Here is a 14,623-nt window from a genome sequence, read left to right as displayed (position 1 = left end):
GCCCTGGCCCCCGCTGAAAGACCGTCCGGAACCCCTCCGCGCCCACCCGTCGCGGAGGGGTTCCGCCGTTTCCATGTTCTGTCGGTGGCAGGGGTGAGAATCGGGGGGTGAGGGTCGCGGTCGGGGAGGACGGGCGGGTCGGGGGTGCGCTGCGGGTCCTCACCGAGGACGGGGCGGCGGACGGCCCCGTGCACCGCGTTCCCGATCTCGTCGCGGCCGTCGCCGAGCGGGAGAGGGAAGGCGCGCCGCGGTGGGTGTGGCCGTCCACGGCGCGGCTGTACCCGCGGCTGCTGCGCGCAGGCGTGCGGGTCGCGCGCTGCCATGACCTGGAGCTGGTCGAGAGTCTCCTGCTCGGGCACGCCGGACGCTACGGGGAGCCCAGGTCGGTGCGGGCGGCGTGGGCGCGGCTGCGCGGCGGGCCGGTGCCACCCGACCGTCCGCCCACGGAGAAGGAGACGCAGGCGTCGCTGTTCGACGACGACCGCGAGAGGGGTACGGAGGGCGACGACATCGAGCAGGTCGTCGCCGTGCACGCGGCGCAGCGCCGGGCGATCGCCGGGCTGGACGGGTTCGCCCTCCTCGCGGCGGCGGAGTCGGCCGGGGCTCTGGTGGCGGCGGAGCTGACGCACGACGGGCTGCCCTGGTCGGCGGACGAGCACGACGCGCTGCTCACCGAGCTGCTCGGGCCGCGCCCGTCCGGCGGCCTGCGGCCGCGCAGGCTCCAGGACCTCGCCGACCGCATCAGCGCGGCGTTCGGCCCGCGCACGCACGTGAACCCCGACTCGCCGGCGCAGATCCTCAAGGCGTTCGCGGCGGCGGGGCTGCCGGTGCCGTCGACGCGGGCGCACGTGCTGAAGCGGCTCGACCATCCGGCGGTGCCGCTGCTGCTGGAGTACAAGGAGCTGGCGCGGCTCCACACGGCGCACGGGTGGGCGTGGCTCGACACGTGGGTGAGCGGCGGGCGGCTCCGTCCGGAGTACGTGGTCGGCGGCGTGGTGTCCGGGCGGTGGGCGACGAGCGGCGGCGGCGCGCTGCAGATCCCGCGCGTGCTGCGCCGGGCGGTCGTCGCCGACCCGGGCTGGTCGCTGGTCGTCGCGGACGCGGCCCAGCTCGAACCGCGGGTGCTGGCGGCGCTGGCGGGCGACCGCGCGTTCGCCGACGCGGCGGCGCACGGCGACCTCTACGCCGCGCTGTCGGACGCCTTCCGCGACTCCGGCGAGGTGAGCGCCCGCGACAAGGCGAAGATCGGGCTGCTGTCCGCGATGTACGGCGGGGGGACGGGCGAGGCGGTGCAGTTCCTCGCCGTCCTGAAGAGCCGGTTCCCCGCCGCGTTCGAGTACGTGGAGGCGGCGGCGCGGGCGGGGGAGAACGGGCGGCTCGTCCGGTCCCGGCTGGGCCGGACGTGCCCGCCGCCGTCCGCCGGGTGGCGCGAGCTGACCTCGGCGGGCGACGACGACGCGCCCGCCGACCCGCGTCAGGGGACGGCGGCCCAGGCGCTGCGCAGCCGGGGCCGTTTCACCCGCAACTTCGTCGTCCAGGCGACCGCCGCCGACTGGGCGCTCGCCCTCCTCGGCTCCCTCCGCCGCCGCCTCACCGCCCTAGGCGACCCGCGCCTCGTGTTCTTCCAACACGACGAGGTCATAGTCCACACACCCGAACACCTGGCCGAAGACGTCACCAACGCCATCCACGCCGCAGCAGAAGAGGCGCGCCTCCTCCTGTTCGGCGACACCCCCGCCAGATTCCCAATGGAGATAGCGATCGTCGACCGCTACTCCGACGCCAAGTAGTTCCCTGGGCAGGGACACGATCCCCCTGTACGTTCGCGGCCATGGGCGAGTACGTACAGGTTCAGTCGTCGATCCCGTCGCGCGAGAAGGGACTGGAGATCGCCCGGTCCTTGATCGAGTCCAGTCTGGCGGCCTGCGCTCAGGTGGTCGGCCCCATCACCAGCACGTACCGATGGAAGGGGGAGGTCCAGGTCGATGAGGAGTACCTGCTGCTGATCAAGACTCCGGCCGCCCGGTACGCCGACGTCGAGGCGCACGTCCACCGGATGCACAGCTACAGCGTCGCGGAGATCATCTCGGTTCCGGTCAACTCGGGGCTGGCGTCATACCTGGCGTGGATGGACGCGGAGACACAAGCTCCCGACGCGTAGCGCCGATCGCGGCGCGCAGCTCACGTGCCCGCGCGGACTGGTGTGCCATGAGGGCGGAGCCCAGCTCGGTCAGCCGGGTCATGGCGTAACCGGCCTGGCTGACCCTGACGGCCTCGACCGCACGCTCGCCGTAGGCGATCCCTTCCTTGGCGTCCCCGAGCCGGGTGAGCGCGAGCCCGATGCTCGCCAGCACCCGGCCGCTCTTCTTCTGCGTCGGATCGCTCGCCGTCGTGACCAGTTCGCCGATCTCGTCGTACAGGGCGTCCTCGTCGCCGAGCCGTGTCGCGATCGTCAGACGCATGTGCGAGAAGCGGGGTGACTCAAGGCACCGGGTCCAGGAGCGTTCAGCCTGGGGGCGCGCCTCGGCCATGAGATCCGAAGCACGCTCGATGAGGTCCCGGGCCGCCGGGTCGCCCAGCGCGGCGGCCTCCTCGGCCTGGCGGCCGATCAGCCAGGCGCGCGTTGCTCGGTCCGCACCTCCGGGCAGTAGGTCGTCCGCCTTGCGCAGGGTGCGCAACGCAACGTGATGACCGGCGGTTTCGCTGACGGCGAAGCTCTGGTAGATCGCCGAGCACGCGCGGATGGCCGGGTCCTGACTCGCCTCGGCGGCGAGCTCAGCGGTTCGGTAGAGCGCCGCCGCGCGTGACACGTCTCCGAGGTCCCAGGCGAGCCAGGCTCCGAGCACGGCGCTCTCTCCCGCGGTGCGCGCCAGCCGTCGGCGCCAACGGTCTGCGGGCACGGCCTCCAGCAGAGAGGTGACCTCGTCCAGGTGGCCGAGCAGCGCGCGGAAGATCTGCTCGGCGGGCAGCATGAACTCCAGGCGATGAAAGCCCACGCACCGAGCCTCCATCTGAGTCACCAGTTCCTCGCCGATGCCCGCGGGGCGGGTCAGCGCGCGGGCGAGGCGGTCGATCGGGTCGGCCATCCCCAGCAGCGGAGCGGCGGTCACCGCGGCGGCCAACTGCGTGAGGGCGCGACGGGCCATGGGTTGGTCAAGCCTTCCGACCGTCCAGGCGAGTGAGAGCAGGTCGGCCGGGGACCCGACCGCACCCCATGCAGCTTCCGCCTGCGACCGGCCCACGCTGTCGGCGGCACCGCCCTCGGCCGCCGTTGCCTTGTAGAGGGCAAGGAGGCGGTCATCGCTCCCGAGGATCGCGTCGAGTCGTTTGGCCATTGCCTCGGATGTGCCCCGTTCGTCCCGGCAGAGCTTGGAGATTGTGCCGGGGTTGCAGGGCACCTGTCTGGCCAGGGCGCGGACGCCGATGCCGCGCTCGGTCATGAGTTCGCGCAGTGCCTCGCCGAACGACTCGCCGCTCATTGGCTTCCCACCGTTTCGCCAGGTGCGGACCGTTGCTTGTTGCCCACGCCGCGTAGCCGACAGGCAACGACTTCCACGCTAACGCCGGAGGCGGTCTGGTGGTGGGCGGAAGGTGTCGCCCGACACGAAAGACGGCCCCGGCCGGCGGGCAAACGCCAGGGTTCCGGGGCCTGACCGGACAACGGAGGTCCGGCTGACGATGACGATATCCGAGACCATGGCACGGCTCCGCGACGAGAACCCGGGCTGGCAGATCGAGTACGACGAGACCAGGCCCGTCCCGTGGCTGGCCATCCGCGAGCCGTCGCAGAAGTGGACCGGCGGGCACTCGGTCGCCGAGGCCACGCTTCCCGGGCACCTGGGCCGCCTCATGGCTCAGGCGATCGACTTGGCGGCGCTCGCGCCCACCAAGCACGCGCTGCCCTACGCCAAGCGCATCGAGCAACTGACCAATCTGCGCAAGTGGTTCCCCGAGTGGGCGTTCGAGGTGCGCGAGACCCGGCCGGTCTGGCACGGGCAGCGCAACTGGGTCGACTACGCCGAGCGGGCCGCCGCGTTCACCGAGGTGTACGGCAACGACCCGAACGAGCTGGCGCTGCTGCTGTTGCGCCTCCCGCGCGCCGAGGCCGGGGTCGGGGAGGACCGGGAGGACGGGCGGTGACCGGCCCGCGTCACGCTCGCGAGGCCGAGCGCGCGATCGCCGGGTTCGAGGTGTACGAGCTGCCGGACGGCTCTTGGCGCGCGGTCTCCCGGCAGGACGGCGCGCGGATCGTCGAGCACGAGCGGTGGTGCGAGTTGGCCTGGGCGTGCGTCTCGTCCCGGATCGCCGAGGACCTGCGCGTCGCGGGTGAGGAACTGGCCGCGCGCATGGCCGAGCCTAGCCGCGCCTGGCGCAACGAGCCCAGCGAGAAGGTCGAAGCCCAGCCGCTCAACGTCGTGCGGGAACCGCGCCGCTGAGCCGGGGTGACCCGCCCCGGCGGTTGGCCCTATCCCCTGAGAAAGGAGGCTCGCTGACGTGCGGGTCGGGTGGGTGAAAGGGGCGGTCGGCCACGCCGGTGGTGTGTCAATCATTGGAACGGCGATAGAAGTAGGACGGCCGAGTTTCTGTCACGCTCAGTGATGTCTGGTTAGCGTTGTGGCATGACGACATCGGCCAGTGCGCTTTCCCTGCAGGGTCCCTCCAAGATGTGGGTTCAGACCGGTCCGCTCGACATCAACCAGGCCCTCACGACCTCTTACGCGCAGGTCTACCCGTCGGGTCTGACGATCACGATTCCCTTCCCCGGGGTGTGGGAGGTCGCCTACCAGGCCCGTTCTGTGATCAATTCGGGCGCCGCGAACACCAACTACTGGGCGAGCACCGTCCTGTACAAGGGGCAGAGCCCCATCGACGGCAGTCAGGCCCTCGCCGGGGGCGGCGGCCCCGCGAACCTGATCCTTCAGGCCACTGCCGGGCAGACCGTCCTGGTGGCCTTTGATGCCAACGACGTCGTGAGCCTTTATGCCAAGGGCATCGGCTCGCAGGGCAACAACGCCTCCGTCCTCAGCAACGCCGACGGACGCACCGCTATCGCGGCGCACTGGGTCAGCGCGGTCTGAGCGCGGGCGCGCGGCGTGATGCCCCCTGCTCCGGCGCTCGGGTCAGGGGCTTCGGCGCAGACCCTCTACCCGCTGCCGGGTGCGGGCCACCTACGCGCATGGCGCCGCCCGGACTCCTGCAGCAGTTGAGTTTCTACTCCGACGCCAAGTAGCGGGTGGCGAGGGTGCGGACGGTGTTCGCGGCGGCGAAGGCGTGGCCGCGGGCGTTGAGGTGTAGGCGGTCGGCGCTGTAGATGGCGGGGTCGGCGGCGGTCGGGTGGTCGTACGGGGTGGTGACGTGGCAGGCGTCGTGGGCGGCGGCGACCTCGGCGGCGATGTCGTTCAGCAGCCGCGTCCGGGCCGACATGACCTCGCGGTAGCGGACGGGGCCGAGCCCGGCGGAGGTGAGGTCGAACAGGCCGATCGTGACGACGTCGGCACCGGTTGCGCGGAGCGTCGACACGATCGAGGTCAGTTCGCGCCGCACCTCGTCGGCGTCGAAGTGCGGGCGGAGCATGTCGTTCCCGCCCGCCGCGATGATCGCGAGGTCGGGGCCGAACGCGAGCGCGGGGCCGAGCTGCTCGGCCGCGACCTGTGCGGCGACGCGGTCGCGGCGGCCGAGGTTCAGCGCGGCGAGGCCCGGCGTCACGGCGCGCAGCGCCTCCTCGACGCGGTCGGCCCACGACAGGTCGCGGTAGCCGGGGACGGGTTCGCGGACGCCCTCGGCGACGCTGTCCCCGAGCGTCGCCAGCCGCGTCCAGGGCGCGCCCGCGAGCAGCGCGGCGGCCTCGGCGGCGGGCAGGACGTCCGGGTCCGTCCACTCGGACAGGCTCGTACTGGACAGGGGCATGTCGACTCCTTCAGGACCTGGTGCGCCGCAGGGTCAGCGGCAGCCCGGCGAGGGCGGCGCCGCCCGCGGCGAGGGTGCAGAACAGGTAGACGTGGGTGTAGTCGCCGTGCGTCGCCCCTGCCGGGAGCAGCGCGGCGAGGACGGCGATGCCGAGCGCGCCGCCGAGCTGGCGGGCCGTCGTGTTGAGGCCGGTGGCCCCGGCGAACCGCAGCGGGTCGACCGACAGCGCGGCGGCGGACGCGGTGCCGGTGGTGACCATCCCCATGCCGGTCCCGACGAGCAGGCCGACGGGCAGCCAGAACGTGGTGAAGTGCGGTTCGGACGGCAGCGCGGCGAGCGTCCAGACCCCGGCGGCGACCATGACCAGCGCGCCGCCGGTCACCGCCGGTCGGACGCCGATGCGGCCGGTCAGCCGTCCCATGATCACGGCGGCGGCGGTGGCGGTGAACGCGCCGGGCGTGGAGGCGAGGCCGGCCTTGAGCACCGAGTAGTCCCACTTGTCGGTCAGGTAGAGGACGCCGAGCAGGAGCCAGGAGTAGAGGGCCGTCCCGTAGAGGAACGAGGCGGCGTTGGCGACGGCGAACCGGTGGCTGCGCCACAGCGAGATCTCCAGGGCGGGCACGGGGTGCCGCGCCGACCGCCACAGCGCGAGCCCGACGAGGACGGCGCCGCCGAGCAGCAGACCGAGGGTGCGGGCGTCCGTCCAGGACCAGTCCCGGGTCTGGGTGACGCCGAGCGCGACGGCGCCGACGCCGCCGCCGAGCAGGACGGTGCCGAGCAGGTCGGGCAGCCGCCCGGCGCCGCCCTCCGCGCGCGGCAGGCGGAGCGCGGCGCCGAGCAGCGCGAGGCCGACGGGCACGTTGATGACGAACAGCGACCGCCAGCCGAACTGGTCGACGAGCACGCCGCCGAGGCTCGGGCCGATCGCGGCGGCGAACGCGCCCGCCGCGCTCCACAGCCCGATGGCGCCCGCGCGGCGCTCGGGCGGGGTGTCGCGCAGCAGCAGCGCGAGCGACGCGGGGATCATCGCGGCCGCGGCGGCGCCCTGGACGGCCCGGGTGCCGAGCAGCACGGGCACGGTCGGCGCGAGCGCGCAGGCGAGCGAGGCCAGCGTGAACAGCCCGACCCCCCACTGGTAGAGGGACCGCCGCCCGACCAGGTCGGCGAGCCGCCCGGCGGGCGCGAGCAGCGCGGCGAACAGCACCGCGTAGAGCGTGATCATCCAGGTCAGCCCGGACACCGAGGCGGCCGGGAAGTCGGCGTGCAGGTCGGGGACGGCCAGGTTCGCGACGGTGGCGTCGAGCATGGCCAGGAACGTCGCCCCGGCGGCGAGCCAGGGGACGTCGCGCCGCGCGCGGGCGGCGGCGGGCGCCGCGGCGGTCTGGACGGACGACATCGGAGAGCCTCCAAGAAAATTAAACGAACGGTCGTACACTCTTCTGTCGAAGGCTCTCCCGTCAAGGGGTTTCTCGCGTTGACTTTGTACGAACGGTCGTGCAGATTAGTTGGCGTGAGCACCGACGGACGGCTTCTCAAGGGCGCGCAGACGCGCTCCGCCATCCTGTCCCGGGCCGCCGACATCGCGTCCGCGGAGGGCCTTGAGGGCCTGTCGATCGGACGGCTCGCCACCGAGCTGCGGATCAGCAAGAGCGGCGTGTTCACGCACTTCGGCTCCAAGGAGGAGTTGCAGCTCGCGACCGTCCGCAAGGCCGTCGAGGTGTTCCGGGAGCACGTGGTCGAGCCCGCGCTCGCCGTGCCGGGCGGTCTCGGGCGCGTCCGCGCGCTGCTCGCGGCGTGGCGGCGCTACGAGCGCGAGCCGGTCTTCCCCGGCGGCTGCTTCTTCCACTCCACGATGGCCGAGTTCGACGCGCGGCCCGGCCGCGTCCGGGACGCGATCGCGGCCTCGCAGCGCGACTGGCGCGGCTTCCTGGAGCGCTGCCTGCGCGAGGCGCGGGAGCTCGGCGAGATCGACGCCTCCGCCGACATCGCCCAACTCGCCTTCGAGGTGGACGCCGTCTTCCGCGCCGGAGCTGCCTACGCGCTGCTGCACGACGACCCGTCCGAGTTCGACCGGGGCGCCCGCGCGGCCGAGGCGCGCCTCGCCGCCGTCTCCGCTAAGGGTTGACGGAGTACGACGGGCGTGTGTTCAGCGCTTCCGCGTCGTCGAACGACGTCCGCCGGTACGCCCCGGTGATCGTGCTCAGCTCCTCCGGGGTCAGGACGTCCTCGATCCTGTCGAAGCCGTCCGGGGCGCGCTCGCCGACGGCGTGCAGGACGCGGTCCGCGGGCATGTCGCGGCAGGCCAGCACGATCGCGTTGACCGGTTCGCGGCGGGCCCGCTCGTAGGCGAGCAGCCCCTCCGCCGGGTCGGCGGCCTTCGCCAGCTCGTGGGCGAGGACGCGCGCGTCCAGCACGGCCTGCGACCCGCCGTTCGACCCGATCGGGTACATCGGGTGGGCGGCGTCGCCGAGGAGCGTGACGCGGCCGGACGTCCAGCGGTCGAGCGGGTCGCGGTCGACCATCGGGTACTCCAGGATCTCCGCCGTGCGGGACAGCATGGCCGGGACGTCGAGCCAGTCGAACGTCCAGTCCGCGTAGTGGGGGAGGACGTCCTCCAGGCGGCCCGTGCGGTTCCAGTCGGCGGTCTGGCCGAGCGGAATGCCGGAGGGGAGCCTGACCTCGGCGACCCAGTTCAGCAGGGCGCGCCCCGCGCGCTCGGCCCGGATGGAGATCGGGTACACGACGATCTTGCTGGCGGCGTTGCTGCCCGCGACGGCCAGGGTCCGCCCGGACAGGAACGGCTCGCCCTCGGTGACGCCGCGCCACATCCGGATGCCGTTCCACAGCGGCGGCGGTTCGTCCGGGTTCAGTTGCGCCCGGACGGTCGAGTGCAGCCCGTCCGCCCCGACGAGCACGTCGGCGTCGACGGTCTCGGCGGCGCCGGACGCGCGGTCGAGCAGCCGCGCCCGCACCCGCGCCGCGTCCTGCTCGAAGCCCTCGAACAGCGTGCCCGCGCGGACGGCGCCCGCGCCGAGCCGCGCCCGCACCGCGTCGAGCAGCGCCATCTGCAGCTCGCCCCGGTGGATCGAGTACTGCGGCCAGTCGTAGCCGAGCGCGCGGCCGCGCGGCTCGCCCCAGATCCGCCCGCCGTGCCGGTCGAAGTGCACCATCTCGGCGGTCGGGACGCCGAGCTCCGCCAGCGCGCCGTCGAGCCCCAGCTCGGTCAGCTCCCGGACGGCGTGCGGCAGCAGGTTGATGCCGACACCGAGCGGCCGTAACCGCGCCGACGACTCGACGACGAGCGTCTCCACGCCCGCCTCGTGCAGGCTCAGCGCGGCGGTGAGCCCGCCGATCCCCGCGCCGACGATCACAACGCGCATGAAACGCCCCCTTCGTTCCAGCCTGTCCGTTCCAGCCCGGTCAGCCGCGGCCACCGCTCGCGGGCGCCGCGCCGGGGACCTTCGCGCCGCCCCGCACGAGCCGTCCGACCTCGGCCCTGAGCTGGACGAACTGCGGCATCCCCCGGGTCTCGATCTGGTCCCGGCCGGACGGCAGCCCGACGGGCAGGTCGGCGTGCACGCGGGCGGGGGACCGGTTCAGCACGACGACCCGGTCGCCGACGTACACGCTCTCGTCGATGTCGTGGGTGACGAGCAGGATCGTGATCTTCTGCGTCCGGTGCACCTGGAGGACGAGGTCCTCAAGGTCCTCGCGGGTCTGCGCGTCGACGGAGCCGAACGGCTCGTCCATCAGCAGGAGGGACGGGCGGTAGGCGAGCGCCCGCGCGATCGAGACGCGCTGCTGCATGCCGCCCGAGAGCTGCCACGGGTACTTGCGCCCGGCGTCCGGCAGGCCCACCGACGCCAGCGCCTCCTGCGCGGCGGTGCGCCGCTCCTTCCGCGCCATGCCGCGGCGGCGCAGCGGCAGCGCCACGTTGTCCCGGACGGTCAGCCACGGGAACAGCGACCTGCTGTAGTCCTGGAACACGACGGCGAGGTCGTCGGGCACACCGTTGATCGGCGAGCCGTTCAGGGTGAGCGTCCCGGAGGTGGGGCGGAGCAGCCCGGCGATGCAGCGCAGCAGCGTGGACTTCCCGCAGCCGGACGGCCCGACGATGCTGAGGAGCTGTCCGTCCGGGACGGTGAGGTCGAGGCCGTCGATCGCGCGGTGGCCGTCCGCGTAAGAGTGCGTGAGGCCGGTTATCTGGAGCATTTCCTTCGCCTTCTCCGTCTGTGGGCGCTCCATGGGCGGGGTGGTCCGGCGACGGGTGATCGTTCACCGCGCGGGGAGCGTAACGCACCACAGATCAACTATGAGTGGTATGGGAGGAATTTCCGATGATTATTGCTCGGTGGCGCTCCAGTACATGGCCTCCTCGTCGGCGGCCACGCTGACGTCCACGAGGAAGGGTCCCTCGTGCGCGAGCGCCTCGTCGAGCGCCGCGTCGAGGTCGGCGGCGGACGTGACGGTCCGCCCCGGGACGCCGAGCCCGCGCGCGACGGCCGCGTAGTCGATGCCCGCGATGTCCGCGCCGACGACGCCGTCGATGCCGATCCGGCGGCCGAGCGCCCGCACCGCCCCGTAGCCGCCGTTGTTCATGACGATCACCGTCATCGGCAGCCTGTGCCGGGCGGCCGTCCAGAGCGCCTGCACCGAGTACATGATCGCGCCGTCGCCGAGGACGCACACGATCCGCTCCCCGGACCCGGCGAGCGCGCGCCCGACGCCCATCGGCAGGCTCCAGCCGAGCACGCCGCTGCCCATGGTCAGGAACGTTCCAGGCCGTGTGATCGGGAACCGCGCGTGGAACATGTCCCGGTGGCTGGGGATCTCCTCCACCAGGACCGCGTCCGCGGGCATCCGCTCCCGCAGCGCATCCACGACGAGGGCCGCGTCGATCGGGTCGGCCGCCGCGGGGCGCGCCAGCCGGGGCCGCGGCTCGGGCGTCGGACGGTCGGCCTTGTCGACCAGGTCCAGCAGCCCGGACAGCCCCGCCTGGAGGGTGGTGAGGACGCTCGTCCCGACCGGCGCCCACGCGGTCAGCGTGGGATCGCAGTCGAACAGGAACAGCCGCGTGCCCTCCGGGATGAACGGGCCCTCCGTGTGCACGTGGTAGTTGAACACGGGCGCGCCCAGCACGAGCACGACGTCGTGCCCCTCCAACTCCGCGACGAGCCGGTTCCGGACGGGCGGCAGGAACCCCTTGAACAGGGCGTGGTCCTCGGGGAAGCCGGACCGGCCGGACAGCGGGCTGATCCACACGGGCGCGCCCGTCCGCTCGGCGAGGCTGACCACGAGGTGTCCGGCGTTCTCGTCCTCGACGCCGGAGCCGACGACGATGACGGGGTTCGCGGCGCCGTTCAGCGCGTCCGCCGTCTCCCGCAGCGCGGCGGGGTCGGCGGCGAACCCGGCCCGGATCTCGCGGTGCGGGACGGGCTCGGCCGGACGGTCCCAGTCGTCCTCCGGCACGGACAGGAACACCGGCCCGCGCGGCGGCGTCATCGCGACGCGGTACGCCTCGGCGAACGCGGCGGGCACGTCCTCCGCCCGCTCGGGCTGCCGGCTCCACTTCACGTACGGGCGCGGGAACTGGGCGGGCTCCTCCGCGCCGAGGAACGGCCGCGTCGGCAGCATCGCCCGCGTCTGCTGCCCCGCGACGATGACCAGCGGGATCCGGTCCCGGTAGGCGTTGAAGACCCCGCCGAGCGCGTGCCCGACGCCGCCCGCGGAGTGCAGGTTGACGAGGGCCGCGCCGCCGGTGCCGAGGGCGTGCCCCGCCGCCGCGCCCACCACGACGAGCTCCTGCAGCCCGAGCACGTACTCGAAGTCCGCTGGGAAATCGCGGAGCATCCGCAGCTCGGTGGAGCCGGGGTTGCCGAAGACGGTGGTCATCCCCGTCCGCCGGCAGAAGTCGAACACCGCGTCCCGGACCGTGAATTCCGCCGTCATGAATCCGCCCTCCTCATGAATCCGCCTTCGTCATGAGTTCGCCTTCCGCGCCCCGCGGTGCCAGGAGAGCACGCGCCGCTCCACCGCGAGGAGGATCGTGTTGAACAGGTAGCCGAGGATGCCGAGCAGCACGATCACCGCCCAGATCGTGAGCATGTCGGACTGGCTCTGCGCGTTCGTCAGCTCGAAGCCGAGCCCGTCCGCCGTGCCGGGCAGCAGCTCGGAGAAGACCATCAGGATCAGCGACAGCGACAGCGCGAGCCGCAGCCCCGCGAAGATCTTCGGCAGCGCGGACGGGATGATCAGGTACCGGATCCGCTGCGGCCCGGACAGCCGGAACGCCTCGGCCGTCTGCATCTGCGTCGCGTCGACGCTGCGCGCGCCGTCGGCGGTGTTGAGCAGGATCGGCCACACCGCGCCGAAGACGATCGAGGTGATCTGCATCTGCGTGCCGAGGTGCATCAGGGCGACGAACACCGGCACCAGCGTCGGCGGCGGGATCACGCGCGCGAACTGCAGCACGGGCTCCAGGTAGGCGAGGGCGCGCTCCGAGCGCCCGAGCGCCAGCCCGAGGACGATCCCGACCACCGCGGACAGCACCAGCGCGACCGTCATCCGGGCGAGGCTCGGCGCCATCGAGTCGCGCGCGCCGCCGCTGAAGAACAGGTGGCTCGCGGGCCCGGCGAACCACATCTCCCGCATCCGGGGGACGATGTCCGACGGCGGCGGGAAGAACGGGCTCTCGGCGACGCGCGTCGCCGCCTCCCAGGCCGCGATGAGGACGGCGAGGGGGAGCAGCCGGTGCGCGAGACCGCGGACGAGCCGCCAGGCGAGGGCGCCGGGCCGCCACGCGGGGCGCCGGGCGACGGCGGCGGCCGTCATGACGCACCACTCCTCTGCGCCAGGTGCCACCGGAACGCGCGGTTCTCGGCCTGCACCAGCACGGTGTCGATGATCAGTCCGATGCAGCCCGCCCAGACGGTGCCGGCGAGCACGTCGCGGGTGCCTTCGGGGACCGTCCCGGCCTGGGCGATGAACATGCCGAGGCCGTCCCCGAAGCCGGACAGGATCTCCGTCCCGACGGCGAGGATCAGCGCCACGGACGCCGACAGCCGCACCCCGGTCGCGATGAAGGGGGCCGCGCTGCGCAGCGACACCCGGATGAGGACCTGGAGGCGGTTGAAGCCGAACGAGCGCAACGTCTCCTTGGCGAGGGGGTCGACGTCGTGCAGCCCGTACATCGTGTTGAACAGGATGGGCCAGCAGCACGCGTAGACGATGAGCGGCACCTCCATGTTCAGCCCGGAGCCGAGGATCAGCCCGGCCAGCGGGATCAGCGCGACCGACGGGATCGGCCGCAGGAACTCGACGATCGCCCGGACCGCGGTGTTCACCGCCGGGACGCTGCCGAGCAGCAGCCCGAGCGGCACCGCGATCGCGACGGCGATGGCGAGGCCGAGCGCCCACGCGGTGAGCGTGACGCGCACGTTGGACAGGAAGTCGGAGTCGCCGAACAGTTCGATGGCGCGGGCGGTGACGCTCGACGCGGGAGGCAGAAAGGAACGGTCCACTATCCCGGCTCTACCGAGCGCCTCGCTCGCCAGGAACAGGACCGCCACCCCTGCGGCCCCGCGCGCCCATTTTCCTGGACGGGAGAGGCCGCGGGGCGGCGTCGTCTTGTCGGACATGAATCGCCTGCGCCTCGCGTCAGGACGCCGGCTGGAACAGGATGGTCTTCAGGTCGGGCTTCTCCTTGAGGAGGCCCGCCGAGATCATGAGGTCCACGACCCGCTGCATCCGCGTGGTGTTGAGGGAGCTCGGGTAGCCGGGGAGCGTGATGACGCCCGCGACCTTCGCGTCGATCTTGGTGTAGGTGGGGAGCACCTGCTCGACGCGCTTGCGGTCGCTGCTGGCGATCTCCTGCGCCTTGAAGATCGCGCGCTGGAACGCGGCGGCGGTCTTCGGGTTGTCCTTCACGAAGTCCTGCGTGCTGAGGTAGCCGGCGATCGGGGTGTTGGTCACCGGCTCCGAGCCCGCGTCCACGGCCACCCGCGCGCCGAGCGACTTCTCGGCGCCGGACGTGAACGGCTCGACGGCGTGGATGGCGTCGACGTCGCCCTTCTGGAGCGCGGTCGCCATCTGCGGGAAGGGCACCGCGCGGTAGGTGACCTTCGAGGCGTCGACGTTGTTCGCCTTGAGGATCGCGTTCAGCGTCAGGGACTGGATGTTGTTCAGAAGGTTGACCGCGACCGTCTTGCCCTCAAGGTCCTTGAGGGCGCGGACCTTCGAGTTCGGCATGACGAGGACGTCCATCATGTGGGACGTCAGCGACGCGCCCTCGGCCAGCACGCTCAGCTTGAGCGTGCCCTTCGCGTCGGCCTGCAGGAAGGACACGTAGTTGCCGCCGGCGATCACGTTGACGTCGCCCTTGACCAGTGCGGGAATGGCCTGGATGCTCTGCTGGACGGGCTTGATCTGTACCTTCAGCCCCTCCTTCTCGAAGAGCTTCTCCTTCTGGGCGATGTAGAGCGCCGCGTCGTCGGCGATGGGCAGCGCGGCCACCGTCACGGTGTCCTTCTCGAGTCCGCTGCCGCCGGACGAGTCGTCCGAGTCTCCGCAGCCGACGGCGGTGGACAGGAGGAGGGCGGCAGCGCTCACCAGCGCTGAGAGACGGAGGGATTGCCGCATGGGCACTCCTTAAACTCACGGGGGAAGTTGTATCGGCAGGGCTGTCGGCCGGGACATGCGAGCCAGGGGAACGACTGTA

Annotated in this window: 15 protein-coding genes; 6 read left to right on the top strand and 9 right to left on the bottom strand. The window is 72.6% G+C overall.

Annotated features, from left to right (window positions below; all coding sequences use genetic code 11):
* The first annotated feature begins 107 nt into the window (after positions 1-107).
* Entirely contained in the window at positions 108-1,790 is a 1,683-nt protein-coding gene (locus FXF68_RS27310; RefSeq protein ID WP_148764073.1) for a bifunctional 3'-5' exonuclease/DNA polymerase, read from the top strand.
* A gap of 41 nt (positions 1,791-1,831) precedes the next feature.
* Positions 1,832-2,161 carry a divalent-cation tolerance protein CutA gene (cutA, locus tag FXF68_RS27305; RefSeq protein WP_148764071.1) on the top strand — a complete coding sequence of 110 codons (330 nt, stop codon included), beginning with the start codon at positions 1,832-1,834 and terminating at the stop codon, positions 2,159-2,161.
* Here cutA and FXF68_RS27300 read toward each other — a convergent pair.
* A complete protein-coding gene (locus FXF68_RS27300; RefSeq protein WP_148764069.1) occupies positions 2,097-3,479 on the bottom strand; it encodes a helix-turn-helix domain-containing protein in 1,383 nt (460 codons plus the stop codon). The two genes, cutA and FXF68_RS27300, sit on opposite strands and share 65 nt — an antisense overlap.
* Before the next feature lie 199 nt (positions 3,480-3,678).
* Between FXF68_RS27300 and FXF68_RS27295 the strand changes: the two genes are divergently transcribed.
* From FXF68_RS27295 to FXF68_RS27285, 3 genes are all read left to right on the top strand, one after another.
* On the top strand, positions 3,679-4,140 hold the full coding sequence (locus tag FXF68_RS27295; protein ID WP_148764067.1) for a hypothetical protein: 462 nt from the start codon (positions 3,679-3,681) through the stop codon (positions 4,138-4,140).
* Entirely contained in the window at positions 4,137-4,436 is a 300-nt protein-coding gene (locus tag FXF68_RS27290) for a hypothetical protein (RefSeq protein WP_148764065.1), read from the top strand. The genes FXF68_RS27295 and FXF68_RS27290 overlap by 4 nt, the downstream gene beginning before the upstream one ends.
* Positions 4,437-4,619: 183 nt before the next feature.
* On the top strand, positions 4,620-5,078 hold the full coding sequence (locus FXF68_RS27285) for a hypothetical protein (RefSeq protein WP_148764063.1): 459 nt from the start codon (positions 4,620-4,622) through the stop codon (positions 5,076-5,078).
* Positions 5,079-5,211: 133 nt separating this feature from the next.
* On the opposite strand, the gene FXF68_RS27280 is transcribed toward FXF68_RS27285, so the two are convergent.
* Positions 5,212-5,907 carry an SGNH/GDSL hydrolase family protein gene (locus FXF68_RS27280; protein ID WP_148764061.1) on the bottom strand — a complete coding sequence of 232 codons (696 nt, stop codon included), beginning with the start codon at positions 5,905-5,907 and terminating at the stop codon, positions 5,212-5,214.
* A 10-nt stretch (positions 5,908-5,917) separates the two neighbouring features.
* Positions 5,918-7,303 carry an MFS transporter gene (locus tag FXF68_RS27275; RefSeq protein ID WP_148764059.1) on the bottom strand — a complete coding sequence of 462 codons (1,386 nt, stop codon included), beginning with the start codon at positions 7,301-7,303 and terminating at the stop codon, positions 5,918-5,920.
* Positions 7,304-7,417: 114 nt separating this feature from the next.
* Here FXF68_RS27275 and FXF68_RS27270 point away from each other — a divergent pair, with 114 nt between their 5' ends.
* Positions 7,418-8,032: a TetR/AcrR family transcriptional regulator gene (locus tag FXF68_RS27270; protein ID WP_148764057.1), complete on the top strand. Its 615-nt coding sequence runs from the start codon at positions 7,418-7,420 to the stop codon at positions 8,030-8,032.
* Here the strand turns inward: FXF68_RS27270 and FXF68_RS27265 are convergent.
* From FXF68_RS27265 to FXF68_RS27240, 6 genes are all read right to left on the bottom strand, one after another.
* The gene (locus tag FXF68_RS27265; RefSeq protein WP_148764055.1) at positions 8,022-9,287 is read right to left on the bottom strand and encodes a flavin-dependent oxidoreductase; all 1,266 of its coding nucleotides are present in this window, start codon (positions 9,285-9,287) and stop codon (positions 8,022-8,024) included. The genes FXF68_RS27270 and FXF68_RS27265 overlap by 11 nt on opposite strands.
* 40 nt (positions 9,288-9,327) lie before the next feature.
* Positions 9,328-10,119: an ABC transporter ATP-binding protein gene (locus FXF68_RS27260; protein ID WP_148764860.1), complete on the bottom strand. Its 792-nt coding sequence runs from the start codon at positions 10,117-10,119 to the stop codon at positions 9,328-9,330.
* A 129-nt stretch (positions 10,120-10,248) separates the two neighbouring features.
* A complete protein-coding gene (gene mdlC, locus FXF68_RS27255) occupies positions 10,249-11,856 on the bottom strand; it encodes a benzoylformate decarboxylase (RefSeq protein ID WP_148764053.1) in 1,608 nt (535 codons plus the stop codon).
* Positions 11,857-11,886: 30 nt separating this feature from the next.
* Positions 11,887-12,738, bottom strand: coding sequence for an ABC transporter permease (locus tag FXF68_RS27250; RefSeq protein ID WP_148764051.1), 852 nt, complete (start codon positions 12,736-12,738; stop codon positions 11,887-11,889).
* Positions 12,735-13,544, bottom strand: a complete 810-nt coding sequence (locus FXF68_RS27245) for an ABC transporter permease (RefSeq protein ID WP_148764049.1) — start codon at positions 13,542-13,544, stop codon at positions 12,735-12,737. The genes FXF68_RS27250 and FXF68_RS27245 overlap by 4 nt, the downstream gene beginning before the upstream one ends.
* 19 nt (positions 13,545-13,563) lie before the next feature.
* Entirely contained in the window at positions 13,564-14,544 is a 981-nt protein-coding gene (locus tag FXF68_RS27240; protein WP_148764047.1) for an ABC transporter substrate-binding protein, read from the bottom strand.
* Positions 14,545-14,623: the final 79 nt, after the last annotated feature.

Origin of the sequence: Actinomadura decatromicini, from assembly GCF_008121305.1 — a bacterium.
GTDB lineage: Bacteria > Actinomycetota > Actinomycetes > Streptosporangiales > Streptosporangiaceae > Spirillospora > Spirillospora syzygii.
This window is presented reverse-complemented; position numbering and strand designations above follow the sequence as displayed.